This window comes from Mesorhizobium monacense, from assembly GCF_056781675.1.
In genome coordinates this window covers 6,538,011-6,550,526 of sequence record NZ_CM165567.1, presented here as the reverse complement: position 1 = coordinate 6,550,526, position 12,516 = coordinate 6,538,011, and the positions used below count along the sequence as shown (strand labels likewise).

Sequence of the window (12,516 nt, the reverse complement as noted above, 5' to 3'; positions counted from 1 at the left end):
CGCTATGAAGCAGCGGACCCAATTGCCCCCCAGGGAGAGAAAAATGACCGTCAGAGTTGCCATCAACGGATTTGGCCGCATCGGCCGCAACATCCTGCGCGCCATCCATGAATCCGGCCGCAAGGACATCGACGTCGTCGCCGTCAACGACCTCGGCCCGGTCGAGACCAACGCGCATCTGCTGCGCTACGACAGCGTGCATGGCCGCTTCCCGCATGAAGTGTCGGTGTCCGGCGACCAGATCACCGTCGGCAAGGAGACCTTCAAGGTCACGGCGATCAAGGATCCGACGCAGCTGCCGTGGAAGGAACTCGGTATCGACATCGCGCTCGAATGCACCGGCATCTTCACCGCCCGCGACAAGGCCGCCGCGCACCTGACCGCCGGCGCCAAGCGCGTCCTCGTCTCGGCACCGGCCGAAGGCGCCGACCTCACGGTCGTTTACGGCATCAACCACGACAAGCTGACCAAGGACCACATCGTCATCTCCAACGCCTCCTGCACCACCAACTGCCTGGCACCGCTGGCCGCAGTGCTGCACGACGCGGTCGGCATCGAAAAGGGCATGATGACGACGATCCACTCCTACACTGGCGACCAGCCGACGCTGGACACCATGCACAAGGATCTCTACCGCGCCCGCGCCGCGGCCCTCTCGCAGATCCCGACCTCGACCGGTGCCGCCAAGGCGATCGGCCTGGTGCTACCCGACCTCAAGGGCAAGCTCGACGGCATCTCGATCCGCGTACCGACCCCGAACGTCTCGGTCGTCGACCTCAAGTTCATCGCCAAGCGCTCGACCACGGTGCAGGAGATCAACGATGCGGTGATCGCCGCCTCCAACGGCAAGCTGAAGGGTATTCTCGGCGTCACCCATCACCCGAACGTCTCGATCGACTTCAACCACGACCCGCATTCCTCGGTCATGGCGCTCGACCAGACCAAGGTCATGGACGGCAACTTCGTTTCGGTGCTGTCCTGGTACGACAATGAATGGGGCTTCTCCAACCGCATGGGCGACACCGCCGTCGCCTTCGGCAAGACCATCGCCTAATCGCAGCCTTTCTTTTCGAGACCCGAAACGCCCGGCTTTGCCCGGGCGTTTTTCGTTATGCACGACATGATCGCTCCGGCATCCCGGACGCCGGCGGATATCGGGCAGGGTTTGGCTTTCCCTGGATTGTGGTCGAGGCGCCAAACCATCCGGAAATCAGCGGCATAGGCCAAAAAGCCACCCTCCCGCCTTGCACTGGTCACGTCTTCGCCTCACTCTCCCGTAATTCGGTAAGGACGCGAATGTGAGGGGCAAATTCGGATGGAGCATGCGATCTATCTCGCGACGCTGATCGGCACCGCGCTTGTCGTTGCCGCCGCGTTTTCGAGCCTGATCGCCTTCCGCTTCGGCGCCCCCCTCCTGCTGCTGTTCCTCTGCATCGGCCTGGCCACCGGAACCGATGGCCTTGGCATCGAATTCGACAATGCGCGGCTGGCTTATTTTGCCGGCTCACTGGCGCTCGCCGTCATCCTGTTCGATTCCGGTTTCGGCACGCCGCTCAACGCCTTGCGCCAGGCCGCCGGGCCAGCGCTGTCGCTGGCGACGGTTGGCGTCATCCTGACCACCGGCCTGTTCGGCGCGGCCGCCCATTATTTGCTCGACCTCACCTGGCTGGAATCCTTCCTGCTCGGCGCCGCTGTCGCCTCGACCGATGCGGCTGCGGTGTTCTTCCTGCTGCGCGCCGGCGAGATCAATCTGCGCGAACGCGTGCGTGCAACGCTCGAAGTCGAATCCGGCACCAACGACCCGATCGCCATCTTCCTGACCATCACCTTGGTCGAGATCATCGCCGCCCACGCCAATCCGGAGGCCAATGTCCTGGTCACCAACCTGGTCCTCGGCTTCCTGCTCAATATGGGCCTTGGCGCCGTCGTCGGCGTGCTCGGCGGTCTCGCCATCGTGCGTCTGGTCGACCGGCTCAACCTCGACCATGGCCTGTTGCCGATCTTCGTGCTGACCCTGTCGCTGATGGTGTTCGCCGCCGCCGGTGCCATCGGCGGCTCCGGCTTCCTGGCGGTCTATCTCGCCGGGCTGGTCGCCGGCAATTCCGACATTCGCGCCGTCACCATCCTGAAACGCTTCCAGGACGGCATGTCGTGGCTGGCGCAGATCATCATGTTCCTGATCCTCGGCCTGTTCGCCACGCCGTCGCAATTTCCGGCGATCATGGTTCCGGCGGTGCTGCTCGGCCTGTTCCTGATGTTCGTCGCCAGGCCGATCGCCGTATGGCTCTGCCTGATCCCGTTCCGCCTGCCACGCCCGGAAGTGGCCTTCGTCTCCTGGGTCGGCCTGCGTGGCGCGGTGTCGATCCTTTTAGCCATCACCCCGCTGCTCGGCGGCCTGGAAAACGGCCGCGCCATCTTCAACACCGCCTTCATCATCGTGCTGGTGTCGCTTGTCATCCAGGGCTGGACCGTCGGACCGCTGGCGCGCCGCCTCGGCCTGATCGTGCCGGCCCGGCTCGGGCCGCTGGACAAGGTCGAACTCGAACTGCCGGGCTCGGCCCATCACGAACTTCTGGCCTATCGCGTCGCGCCGGGCAGTCCGGTGGCGCGCGGCGAGCGCATCCCACGCTGGGCGCGGCCCTCGCTGGTGCTGCGCGACGGTCGCTCGATGCGCTTTCAGGACATGGGCCGGCTGGCTGCCGGCGACCACGTCTACATCTTCGTGCCGGACCGCTACCCGCGCCTGCTCGACAAGCTGTTCGCCAGCCGCGCCGTGGTCGACCCCGAGGATGCCGACTTCTTCGGCGCCTTCGCCGTCGACCCGACGCGTTCGGCCGCGGAACTGGAAGCCGCCTATGCGCCGGGCCTGACCGAGGCCGAGAGCAAGCTGACCATCGGCGCCCTGGTTACGGAGCGCCTTGGCAGCCATGCCGAATATGCCGACCGTGTCCTGCTCGGTCCGATTGAGTTGATCGTGCGCGACGTCGACGACAAGGGCAAGATCACAGGCCTCGGCCTGTCCTTCGAACCGACCGCACCGGTGGCGCGCGTGCCGGTGTTCCTGAGCGCCGGCGAAATCCGCGACCGCCTCGCCGCCATCGTCCGCAAATGGCGCAAGCCGGCCGAAGTGCCTGCTGCCGAGCTTCAGGCGGAGGAAGCACCGGGGCCGGCGGATGAGAAAGCAGCGAGCGAAAGCTGATCTTTCGCGGCGACATCATTTTTGCGCGCGCGCCTTCACGCGGGCCTTGCATCGTCGTCGGTGCGGGGTATGGTCCCGGCGATTTTTCGCGAAAAGGGATCAGCATGGCCGGCTTCAAGACACTGGACGACATCGGCAACATCTCCGGCAAACGCGTGCTGGTGCGCGTCGACCTCAACGTGCCTGTCGCCGACGGTAAGGTCACCGACGTCACCCGCATCGAGCGCATTGCGCCGACCCTGGCCGAATTGTCCGGCAAGGGCGCCAAGGTCATCCTGCTTGCCCATTTCGGCCGTCCCAAGGACGGCCCGACCCCGGAATTTTCGCTGGAGCCGATCGCCAAGGCGACGGCGGATGTGCTCGGCCGGCCGGTCGGCTTTGCGTCCGACTGCGTCGGCGACACCGCGGCAAGCGCCGTTGCCGCCATGAACAAGGGCGACGTGCTGCTCTTGGAAAACACCCGCTTCTACAAGGCCGAGGAGAAGAACGACCCGGAATTCACCGAAAAGCTTGCCGCCAATGGCGACATCTTCGTCAACGACGCCTTCTCCGCCGCGCACCGTGCCCATTCATCGACCGAAGGACTGGCGCACCTGTTGCCGGCCCATGCCGGCCGCACCATGCAGGCCGAGCTCGACGCGCTGGAAAAGGGCCTCGGCAATCCGGTCCGCCCGGTGGTCGCTATCGTCGGCGGCGCCAAGGTCTCGACCAAGATCGACCTTCTGATGAATTTGGTGAAGAGGGTCGACGCGCTGGTCATCGGCGGCGGCATGGCCAACACCTTCCTTGCCGCGCGCGGCACGGCGGTCGGAAAATCGCTGTGCGAGCATGACCTCGCCACCACCGCCAAGCAGATCATGATCGAGGCTGCCGAAGCAGGCTGCGCCATCATCCTGCCGGTTGACGGCGTTATCGCCCGGGAATTCAAGGCAGGCGCCGCCAGCGAGACCGTCGCCATATCGGAGGTGCCGGCCGACGGCATGATCCTCGATGTCGGCGAAAAGACCGTGAAAGCCGTCGCCGACTGGATCGACCGCGCCGCGACGCTGGTCTGGAACGGTCCGCTCGGCGCCTTCGAGATCGCGCCTTTCGATCATGCGACGGTGGCGGCGGCCAAGCACGCGGCGGCCCGCACCAAGGCCGGCAAGCTGGTCTCTGTCGCCGGTGGCGGCGACACGGTGGCCGCGTTGAACCATGCCGGCGTCGCCGACGACTTCACCTATGTCTCGACCGCCGGAGGCGCCTTCCTCGAATGGATGGAAGGCAAGCCGCTGCCCGGCGTTGAGGTTCTGAAGCGCTAAGCCGATCAACACTCGGCGAGCCAGTCCGGCAGCGCGACTTTCAATCGATTTTTGCGCTTTCCGGCATCATTCCTTTGGCGGTAGTGTTCCGTGAACGCGGAAACCACCGTCAGGAGGAAGCAAGAATGAGCAAACGTCTCGAAGACATTGCCGCCGCGATCGTCGCCGACGGCAAGGGCCTCTTGGCCGCCGATGAAAGCTCCGGCACCATCAAGAAGCGTTTCGACGTCATCGGCGTCGAATCGACCGCCGACAGCCGCCGCGATTACCGCGAGATGATGTTCCGCGCCAAGGACGCGATGACGAACTACATTTCCGGCGTCATCCTCTATGACGAGACCATCCGCCAGAAGGCGGCCGACGGCACGCCGCTGGTCGACATCATCAAGGCCTCGGGCGCCATCCCCGGCATCAAGGTCGATGCTGGCGCCAAGCCGCTGGCCGGCTTTCCCGGCGACACCATCACCGAAGGCCTCGACGGCCTGCGCGAGCGGCTCGCCGACTACTACAAGATGGGCGCGCGCTTCGCCAAATGGCGCGCGGTGATCGACATCGACGTCGGCAAGGGCGTGCCTTCCGCCACCTCGATCGACTCCAACGCCCATGCGCTGGCCCGCTACGCGGCACTTTGCCAGGAGGCCGGCATCGTGCCGATCGTTGAGCCGGAGGTGCTGATGGACGGCGCCCACGACATCGACACCTGCTACGAGATCAGCAAGGCGACGCTGACAAAACTTTACACCGAGCTCTATGCGGCCCGCGTCGTCCTCGAAGGCACCATCCTCAAGCCCAACATGGTTCTGGCCGGCAAGAAGTCGGGCAAGGTAAGCAGCCCCGAGGAAGTCGCCGAACGGACCATAAAGCTGTTCCGCGAGACGGTACCGTCGGCGGTGCCGGGCATCGCCTTCCTCTCCGGCGGACAATCGGACGAGGAGGCCACCGCCAACCTAAACGCCATAAACGCCATCGGTCCGCACCCGTGGAAACTGACCTTCTCCTACGGCCGCGCCTTGCAGGCCGCCCCGCAGAAGGCCTGGAGCGGCAAGGCGGAAAATGTTGCCGCCGGCCAGGCCGCCTTTGCCCATCGCGCGCGCATGAACCATCTGGCAGCGCTCGGACAATGGCAGCCCGCGCTGGAAAAGGCCGCCTGACCACACCTCTCCTGTCTTGATCCGGACCCGGGCCGCGTGCCCGGGTTTTGTTTGCCCGATGGTTTGGCCGAACCGCCCGCACGCCTATGTCCTCTTGGAAAAAATTGGCGGTCATGTCGGTTTGCGCCGGTGCCGAACGTCCTTGGAGGGAAGACAGGGAGTGGTTCATGCCAAACAACAAGATCGTTTCGCGGGAAGACTGGTTCGAGGCGCACAAGGCGCATCTGGCGCGCGAAAAGGAACTGACGCGCTTTCGCGACCGCATCGTTGCTGAGCGGCGGCAATTGCCTTGGCTGAAGCTCAGGAAGGACTACGTCTTCGAGACCGAACAGGGCCCGAAGAAACTGGCCGACCTGTTCGCGGGCAACAGCCAGTTGATCGTGTATCATTTCATGTTCGGGCCGGGCGCCGATTACCGCTGCGAAGGCTGCTCGTTCCTCGCCGACCACATCGACGGCGCCAACCTGCATCTCAAACATCACGACGTGTCGCTGATCGTGGTGTCGCGGGCGCCGCTGGCCGAGCTGCTGCCCTACAAGCAGCGCATGGGCTGGAAGTTCGACTGGGTTTCGTCCTACGCCTCGGACTTCAATTTCGACATGCAGGTCTCCTTCACCGACAAGCAGATCGCGGCCGGCGACACCACCTACAATTTCGAGACGCGTCCCCGGAAATCGAAGGATCTTCCCGGCGCCAGCGTGTTCTACCGCGATGCGGCCGGCGACATCTTCCTGACCTTCATGACACGCGCCCGCGGCGGCGACCCGCTGATCGGCGCCTACCACTATCTCGATATGACGCCCAAGGGCCGCAACGAGACTGGCCCCTATAACGGGCTGATGGACTGGGTGCGGCTGCATGACGAATACCAGGAGAGGCCGCAGGCTGAGTGCGATTGCTGCCGCTGACGAGAGCGGCAGCCGCGCAAGCCCGTTCACCTGCGGCGCCGCATGCGATAAAGGCTGGTTGTCGTCCGCTCGAATGGTATCGCCATGCGTTTTCCAGCCCTCCTCACCTGGCTCGCCTTCCCGGTCTATATCTGGCAGGGGCTCGGCGTGCGCCGCCGCACCACGCGCATGCTGCCGGCGCAAGGCCCGGTCATGCACGAAATATCAGGCAGGGCGCCTCCGATCTCGCTGCTGGTGCTGGGCGATTCCTCGGCCGCTTCGGTCGGCATCGGCAATTCCGAGGACGGGCTTGCCGCGCAACTGGCCGCTCTGATCTCGCAAGGCACCGGCCGTGTCGTGCGCTGGCGGGCAGCCGGCTTCAATTCGGCAACGTCAGGCCAGATCCGCGATCATGTCCTGCCCAATCTGTCGGCCGATTCGTGGACGCATATCGTGTTGGCCATCGGCACCAACGACACCAAGAACTTTCATTCGGTGCCGCGCTTCAAGAAAGAATTCGGCGGCCTGCTCTATGCGCTGCGCGCCAAATGGCCGGAGGCGCGCGTGGTGTGGTCGCCGGTGCTGGAATTCACCCGCGCGCCGGCCATGCCGCCACTGCTCGGCAAGATCCTCGAAATCCGCGCCACCGAGATGAACCGGATGGGCGAGCGCCTTTGTCTCGAGCGCGGTGCAGTGCCGGCGCCGCGGCTGCCGATCACAAACCCTGAGGCCGGCTTTGCCTCCGACGGATTTCATGCCTCGGAGGCCGGTTATCGCGCCTGGGCCGAGCATCTGGTCGGCCTGGTGTTGGCGGATGGGCAAGGCGAGGCGCTGTAGCGGCTGCACCCTACCCCCAATGGCCGAGCAGCGCCGTTATCGAGATCGCCGCCATGGCCAGCACCGCCAGCTTCCAGAAATCGCTGCGCCGCCTCAGCCCCGGCCAGCCGAGCGGCTTGATCAGCTGGATGACCATCATGCCAATGATGACGAGGGCGAGGAGTTTCGACATGCTGCCTTTGACCAGCATCGCGCTCGGCTGTCAAAGCAGTTCTCCCGTCATCTCAGCCGGCTGAGCCGTTCCTGACAAAGGCCCGTTTCCCGGGCAACCGCACGCTAACCCAAGACCTTCTTCAGCGGCCTGACATCCTCCTGACAGACTGCTGTCAGCAGGGGTGTGCGATGATGCTCTCATCGAAACAGAGGAGAGTCGTCATGAACGGTTTTACGATTTTGCACAGCATGCAGCGCTATGTCGGCAAGATCCGCACGCTGCGCAACGAGATCCGCACCCAGCGTTTCATGAACGGGTTGCCGGCGGACATCCGCAAGGACATCGGCTGGCCGGACATGTATGCCAACGGCCGCCACATCGATAGCTGAATATTTTTACGCGCCGCGCTTGGATGCCGAGGCTGTGGCGCTCAGATGTAAGTGGCGCGACTGCTGAAGGCTCCTGACAGCATGTTGTCAGGAGCGACGTGCGATAAAGCGGCAAGTTCAGGAGAAAGACATGGCATTCATCCCTGCAAAAGCCTCGGCCTGGTTCGAGATTCCCGTCACCAACATGGACAGCGCCCGCGCATTCTATGCGTCGGTGCTGCAGAACGATCTGGTGCTCGAGGAGAGCGGCCCGAACCCGATCGCCATGTTCAGCGCACAGGAACGGATGGCGTCTGGGCACGTCTATCCGGGAAAACCAGCAGCACCGGGAACCGGCCCGACCATCCATTTGTCGGTGGCCGCGCCGATCGAGGACGCCATGGAGCGGGTGACGCAAAATGGCGGCAAGGTGGTTTCACCGGCCATCTCCATTCCGGCTGGCACATTCGCCTATTGCCTCGACCCCGACGGCAACAGCTTCGGTCTTTTCGTCTAGGTACGCGCATGGTGAAAAGCTGGAACGATAGGCTGAACACAGCGGGCATCAACGGCATCAAGCCGTCGCCGCGCACTGTGGCCGACGTCGTCGAAGGCCAGTCGATGCTGGTACCGACGGCGCGCCAGGTCGACGATTTCATCCGCTCCATCCCCAAGGGCGTCGAAATGGATGTCCGCGCCTTGCGCACCGCTTTAGCCATCGAGCACGGTGCCGAAGTGACATGTCCCGTCACCATCGGCTATCATCTGCGCACCGTGGCCGAGGCCGCCAATGAAGATCTGCAGCGCGGCATGTCGCTGAGCGACGTCGCACCCTTCTGGCGGGTGATCGACGCCAGGACGCCGACAGTGAGGAAATTGTCCGTCGGCGCGGAGTTCGTCGCCGCGCAGCGCAAGCGCGAAGAGCTGAAACCATAATGCATGTCGCCCAAAAGTGGGAACCGGTTTTGGGACCACGACATGCATAAAGACAACGCCGAGGGTCCATACGATGCGCCGTGCCGACAGGCTCTTCCAGATCGTGCAGCATCTGCGCGGTGGCCGTTTGGTCACCGCCCAGAAGTTGGGCACGTGGCTCGAGGTTTCCGAGCGAACCATCTACCGCGACATCGCCGATTTGCAGTCGACCGGGGTGCCGATCGACGGCGAGGCGGGCGTTGGCTACATGATGAGGGAGGGTTTCGACCTTCCGCCGCTGATGTTCACCCGTGACGAGATCGTGGCGCTGGTCGCCGGCGCCCGCATGGTGCGCGCCTTTGGCGGCGCCGCCATGGCCAGGGCCGCCGACGAGGCGCTGGTCAAGATCGGCGCCGTGCTGCCCGACGCCGAGAAGGACCGCATCGCCCGCACCGAGATCCACACGCCGATGTGGGTGGTGAGCGATGCCGCACGCGAGGCGATCGACCTGATCGAGCGTGCCGTCGAGAAACGCCAGGTGCTGACCATCGACTACTCGGACGAGGCCGGCCGCGGCACCGCACGCGACATCCGGCCGCTCGGCCTGTGGTTCTGGGGCAAGGTCTGGACGCTGGTCGCCTGGTGCGAGATGCGCGACGATTTCCGCGCCTTCCGCATCGACCGTATCGCTTCGGTGGTGATCGCCGGCCGCATCTTCAAGCCGGAGCGCGGCAAGCAGCTCGCCGATTTCTACCGCGCCGTGGAGCGCAGCGAGGATTACGGCATGACCCCGGACCGGGCGGCGCGAAGCTGAGGCCATAAGAAACAAAAAAGCCCGCTCGAAAGCGGGTTTTTTTGATGAAAGTTGCGGGCCGCTGCCCCATGGCGGACGTTGGCTTATTCCTCGTCCGCTTCCTCGTCCTTGTCTTTCGACTTCAAGGCGGAAAGCTTGGCGAAGACGGCGTTGGCGTCGAGCTCGGCATCCTCGTCCTTCGGCTTCTCCGGCGCCGGCACCAGCCGCTCGGTCAGCGCCGCCGGCAGCAGCGTATCGCCGACAGGCTGCGCCTGCTCGCGGCCGCGCGAGGCGCGATTGACTTCCATGTCGAGGTCGATCTGCGAGGCCAGCCCCAGCGTCACCGGGTCCATCGGCTGCAGATTGGCCGAATTCCAATGCTTGCGCTCGCGGATCTGGTCGATCGTCGACTTGGTGGTGCCGACGAGGCGCGAGATCTGCGCATCCTTCAGCTCCGGATGGTTGCGCACCAGCCAGAGGATGGCATTCGGCCGGTCTTGGCGTTTCGACAGCGGCGTGTAGCGCGGACCCTTGCGCTTGGATTCCGGCACCCGCACCTTGGGGTCGGAGAGCTTCAGCCGATGGTTCGGATCCTTCTCGGCGCGCGCGATCTCGTCGCGGGTCAGCTGGCCGGTCATGATCGGGTCCATGCCCTTGATGCCTTGCGCCGATTCGCCATCGGCAATCGCCTTGACCTCGAGCGGGTGCAGCCCGCAGAACTGCGCGATCTGCTCGAAGGAGAGCGCGGTGTTGTCGACCAGCCAGACGGCGGTCGCCTTGGGCATCAGCAGCGTATTGGCCATTTCAAAAATCCTTCTCGTTCGCCCGCGTTCCCGCGCGGGCGGTGGTTTTAGAGCCACCAAAATGGGAAATTCGCGGCCTGTATAACCGCTCCGCTGCCATTTCGCAATGTTTTTGGGAAAGTCGCGGCAAGAGCGGCGACAGAGTATGGGAACGGCCGATCAGCGATCGGCGGGCGGTGCCGCCGCAACAGACGGGCCACAAAGACAAAACCCGCCGGACATGGTCCAGCGGGCTCGGAACCGGCGACGCAAAACTGTCAGCGGCGGCTCTGGCTTCTTGCGGCGGGGTCCGGCCTTTCGGGCCGGACCTGCCGGAAATCAAATCGCCTGGCGCGCGATCCTCTCGATGTCGCCGCGGTTGATGCCGAGGTCGTGCAGCTGACGGGCGTTGAGCTTGTTCAGCTCGCGCACGGTCTCGTTGTACATGCGCCAGTTACGGTAAGCGCGGATCGGGTTCATAGTAGTCCTCCATTTGTTGGATCAATTGTTTCGATGCCGCTTAGATAGGCATCGTTGCCCAAGAAATGAACGGACGCTTTTGCATGGCCGCAATGCAATTGTGCATTGCAGCATTAAGCCTTTGTTCAGGATGCAGCAGGCGACGCGCGCACCCAGGATGTGTCGAGATCAGGTCAGGCCGAGCCGAGAATGGTGGCTTGCGAGAACCGGAGCGGAGCGTACTTAGGTACGTGAGCACCGGAAGCGCAGGAAGCCGCCATTCGCAGGCCGGCATCACCTGAATATCGATGCATCCTAGGCTACGTCGAGCACGATCTTGCCGATATGCTCGCCCTCCTCCATCCGCTCATGCGCCCGCCAGGCATCCGTGAGCGGGTAGATCATATCCATGACGGGTGCGACCTTGCGGGTGCCAAGCAGCGGCCACACCTGCGCTTCGAGTGCGGCCGCAATTGCCGCCTTGAATTCGACGGTGCGTGGCCGCAGAGTCGAGCCGGTATGGGTGAGCCGCTTGACCATGATCTTGGAGAAATCGGCGCTCGCCACGGCGCCGCTTTGCAGGGCGATCTGCACGATACGGCCTTCTATCGCCGCCGCCTCGTAATTGCGCGCAATGTAGTCGCCGCCGACCATGTCGAGAATGACATTGGCGCCCTTGCCGGCGGTCGCGTCCTTGACCGCAGCGACGAAATCCTCCTCGCGGTAATTGATCGCCCGGTCGGCTCCGAGCTTCAGACAGGCGTCACATTTTTCCTTGGCTCCGGCGGTGGTGATGACATAGGCGCCGAAGGCGGATGCCAGTTGGATCGCCGTGGTGCCGATGCCTGACGAGCCACCATGGACGAGCAACGTCTCGCCGCTTTTCAGGCCACCGCGCTCGAAGACATTGTGCCAGACGGTGAAATAGTTCTCCGGCACCGCTGCCGCCTCGGTGTGGGTGAAGCCGGCCGGCAGCGGCAGCACGCTGCCGGCATGCACTTTGACATATTCGGCATAGCCGCCGCCGGGCGTCAGCGCGCAGACCCGGTCGCCGATGCGCCAGCGCGATATCTCGTCGCCAAGGGCCGCCACTTCGCCCGACGCTTCGAGGCCTGGCAGGTCGGACGCGCCGGGCGGCGGCGGATAGGCGCCCTTGCGCTGCTGCACATCGGGCCGGTTGACGCCGGCGGCGCGAACCCGGATCAGGATCTCGCCCGGAGCGGGCATGGGTACGTCGCGCGTTTCCGGCTTCAGCACCCGTGGGCCGCCGGGTTCGGAAATTGCGATGGCCGTCATCTTCGCCGGAATTTTCTGTCCGCTCGCCATGAACTGTCCCATCTTGTCTATGCCGCTCTGTCGCCGGCTGTTTGCATCAGCACCCCTGCCCTATGTATGCTGATTGCCAAATCAGGCAAATGCTGAATCAGGGAGGAGCGACGATGGCGATCTTCGACGACGAACCCAAAAAGAAAGCCCGTCCGCACGAGATCGGACAGGATCTGGTGCTGCTTTCGGTCGGCGAACTCACCGAGCGGATCGGCATCCTGCGCGACGAGATCGCCCGGCTGGAAGCCGAGCTCAAGAGCAAGGGCACGACCAAATCCGCCGCCGAGGCGCTGTTTCGTCGTGGATGATTTCCACCGATAGGCCTTCGGGGCGCCGCGCGCGCC

Annotated in this window: 15 protein-coding genes; 11 read left to right on the top strand and 4 right to left on the bottom strand. The window is 64.3% G+C overall.

The genetic code is table 11. The annotated features are described in order from the left end of the window. The first annotated feature begins 43 nt into the window (after positions 1-43). The 6 genes from gap to AC1RUK_RS31370 all read left to right on the top strand — a co-directional run bounded on the left by gap (position 44) and on the right by AC1RUK_RS31370 (position 7,375). Complete coding sequence (gene gap / locus AC1RUK_RS31395) at positions 44-1,054, top strand: type I glyceraldehyde-3-phosphate dehydrogenase (protein ID WP_481837523.1); 1,011 nt, start codon at positions 44-46, stop codon at positions 1,052-1,054. A 261-nt stretch (positions 1,055-1,315) separates the two neighbouring features. Continuing rightward, a complete protein-coding gene (locus AC1RUK_RS31390; protein ID WP_481837524.1) occupies positions 1,316-3,199 on the top strand; it encodes a potassium/proton antiporter in 1,884 nt (627 codons plus the stop codon). A 104-nt stretch (positions 3,200-3,303) separates the two neighbouring features. Further along, entirely contained in the window at positions 3,304-4,500 is a 1,197-nt protein-coding gene (locus AC1RUK_RS31385) for a phosphoglycerate kinase (protein ID WP_481837525.1), read from the top strand. Between the two features lie 125 nt (positions 4,501-4,625). After that, the gene (locus tag AC1RUK_RS31380; RefSeq protein WP_481837526.1) at positions 4,626-5,651 is read left to right on the top strand and encodes a class I fructose-bisphosphate aldolase; all 1,026 of its coding nucleotides are present in this window, start codon (positions 4,626-4,628) and stop codon (positions 5,649-5,651) included. Between the two features lie 167 nt (positions 5,652-5,818). Then, positions 5,819-6,559 carry a DUF899 domain-containing protein gene (locus tag AC1RUK_RS31375; protein WP_481837527.1) on the top strand — a complete coding sequence of 247 codons (741 nt, stop codon included), beginning with the start codon at positions 5,819-5,821 and terminating at the stop codon, positions 6,557-6,559. 84 nt (positions 6,560-6,643) lie between these two features. Next, positions 6,644-7,375, top strand: coding sequence for an SGNH/GDSL hydrolase family protein (locus AC1RUK_RS31370; protein WP_481837528.1), 732 nt, complete (start codon positions 6,644-6,646; stop codon positions 7,373-7,375). Between the two features lie 10 nt (positions 7,376-7,385). Here the strand turns inward: AC1RUK_RS31370 and AC1RUK_RS31365 are convergent, their stop codons facing one another. After that, the gene (locus tag AC1RUK_RS31365; RefSeq protein WP_436171918.1) at positions 7,386-7,565 is read right to left on the bottom strand and encodes a hypothetical protein; all 180 of its coding nucleotides are present in this window, start codon (positions 7,563-7,565) and stop codon (positions 7,386-7,388) included. A 185-nt stretch (positions 7,566-7,750) separates the two neighbouring features. Here AC1RUK_RS31365 and AC1RUK_RS31360 point away from each other — a divergent pair, with 185 nt between their 5' ends. The 4 genes from AC1RUK_RS31360 (at position 7,751) to AC1RUK_RS31345 (ending at position 9,626) form a co-directional block, all read left to right on the top strand. After that, a complete protein-coding gene (locus tag AC1RUK_RS31360; RefSeq protein WP_481837529.1) occupies positions 7,751-7,918 on the top strand; it encodes a hypothetical protein in 168 nt (55 codons plus the stop codon). Positions 7,919-8,048: 130 nt separating this feature from the next. Further along, on the top strand, positions 8,049-8,414 hold the full coding sequence (locus tag AC1RUK_RS31355) for a VOC family protein (protein ID WP_481837530.1): 366 nt from the start codon (positions 8,049-8,051) through the stop codon (positions 8,412-8,414). 8 nt (positions 8,415-8,422) lie between these two features. Further along, positions 8,423-8,833: a hypothetical protein gene (locus tag AC1RUK_RS31350; RefSeq protein WP_481837531.1), complete on the top strand. Its 411-nt coding sequence runs from the start codon at positions 8,423-8,425 to the stop codon at positions 8,831-8,833. A gap of 73 nt (positions 8,834-8,906) precedes the next feature. Continuing rightward, positions 8,907-9,626 (top strand): helix-turn-helix transcriptional regulator, encoded by a 720-nt coding sequence (locus AC1RUK_RS31345; RefSeq protein ID WP_065518138.1) that lies wholly within the window; start codon positions 8,907-8,909, stop codon positions 9,624-9,626. Positions 9,627-9,709: 83 nt separating this feature from the next. Here the strand turns inward: AC1RUK_RS31345 and AC1RUK_RS31340 are convergent, their stop codons facing one another. From AC1RUK_RS31340 to AC1RUK_RS31330, 3 genes are all read right to left on the bottom strand, one after another. Continuing rightward, positions 9,710-10,408 (bottom strand): DUF1013 domain-containing protein, encoded by a 699-nt coding sequence (locus tag AC1RUK_RS31340; protein ID WP_006203788.1) that lies wholly within the window; start codon positions 10,406-10,408, stop codon positions 9,710-9,712. A gap of 318 nt (positions 10,409-10,726) precedes the next feature. Then, the gene (locus AC1RUK_RS31335) at positions 10,727-10,867 is read right to left on the bottom strand and encodes a DUF1127 domain-containing protein (RefSeq protein WP_404283076.1); all 141 of its coding nucleotides are present in this window, start codon (positions 10,865-10,867) and stop codon (positions 10,727-10,729) included. Between the two features lie 294 nt (positions 10,868-11,161). After that, positions 11,162-12,172, bottom strand: a complete 1,011-nt coding sequence (locus tag AC1RUK_RS31330; RefSeq protein ID WP_481837532.1) for an NAD(P)H-quinone oxidoreductase — start codon at positions 12,170-12,172, stop codon at positions 11,162-11,164. A gap of 113 nt (positions 12,173-12,285) precedes the next feature. On the opposite strand from AC1RUK_RS31330, the gene AC1RUK_RS31325 reads away from it, so the two are divergent. Further along, positions 12,286-12,480, top strand: coding sequence for a DUF1192 domain-containing protein (locus AC1RUK_RS31325; RefSeq protein ID WP_436169532.1), 195 nt, complete (start codon positions 12,286-12,288; stop codon positions 12,478-12,480). Positions 12,481-12,516 lie beyond the last annotated feature (36 nt).

What these genes read in the sequence shown, in the direction of transcription:
- AC1RUK_RS31340 (WP_006203788.1), bottom strand. Translation starts at nt 10,408, where the DNA reads ATGGCCAATACGCTGCTGATGCCCAAGGCGACCGCCGTCTGGCTGGTC.
- AC1RUK_RS31330 (WP_481837532.1), bottom strand. Translation starts at nt 12,172, where the DNA reads ATGGCGAGCGGACAGAAAATTCCGGCGAAGATGACGGCCATCGCAATT.
- AC1RUK_RS31345 (WP_065518138.1), top strand. Translation starts at nt 8,907, where the DNA reads ATGCGCCGTGCCGACAGGCTCTTCCAGATCGTGCAGCATCTGCGCGGT.
- AC1RUK_RS31380 (WP_481837526.1), top strand. Translation starts at nt 4,626, where the DNA reads ATGAGCAAACGTCTCGAAGACATTGCCGCCGCGATCGTCGCCGACGGC.
- AC1RUK_RS31390 (WP_481837524.1), top strand. Translation starts at nt 1,316, where the DNA reads ATGGAGCATGCGATCTATCTCGCGACGCTGATCGGCACCGCGCTTGTC.
- AC1RUK_RS31365 (WP_436171918.1), bottom strand. Translation starts at nt 7,565, where the DNA reads ATGCTGGTCAAAGGCAGCATGTCGAAACTCCTCGCCCTCGTCATCATT.
- AC1RUK_RS31375 (WP_481837527.1), top strand. Translation starts at nt 5,819, where the DNA reads ATGCCAAACAACAAGATCGTTTCGCGGGAAGACTGGTTCGAGGCGCAC.
- AC1RUK_RS31385 (WP_481837525.1), top strand. Translation starts at nt 3,304, where the DNA reads ATGGCCGGCTTCAAGACACTGGACGACATCGGCAACATCTCCGGCAAA.
- gap (WP_481837523.1), top strand. Translation starts at nt 44, where the DNA reads ATGACCGTCAGAGTTGCCATCAACGGATTTGGCCGCATCGGCCGCAAC.
- AC1RUK_RS31325 (WP_436169532.1), top strand. Translation starts at nt 12,286, where the DNA reads ATGGCGATCTTCGACGACGAACCCAAAAAGAAAGCCCGTCCGCACGAG.
- AC1RUK_RS31355 (WP_481837530.1), top strand. Translation starts at nt 8,049, where the DNA reads ATGGCATTCATCCCTGCAAAAGCCTCGGCCTGGTTCGAGATTCCCGTC.
- AC1RUK_RS31335 (WP_404283076.1), bottom strand. Translation starts at nt 10,867, where the DNA reads ATGAACCCGATCCGCGCTTACCGTAACTGGCGCATGTACAACGAGACC.
- AC1RUK_RS31350 (WP_481837531.1), top strand. Translation starts at nt 8,423, where the DNA reads ATGGTGAAAAGCTGGAACGATAGGCTGAACACAGCGGGCATCAACGGC.
- AC1RUK_RS31370 (WP_481837528.1), top strand. Translation starts at nt 6,644, where the DNA reads ATGCGTTTTCCAGCCCTCCTCACCTGGCTCGCCTTCCCGGTCTATATC.
- AC1RUK_RS31360 (WP_481837529.1), top strand. Translation starts at nt 7,751, where the DNA reads ATGAACGGTTTTACGATTTTGCACAGCATGCAGCGCTATGTCGGCAAG.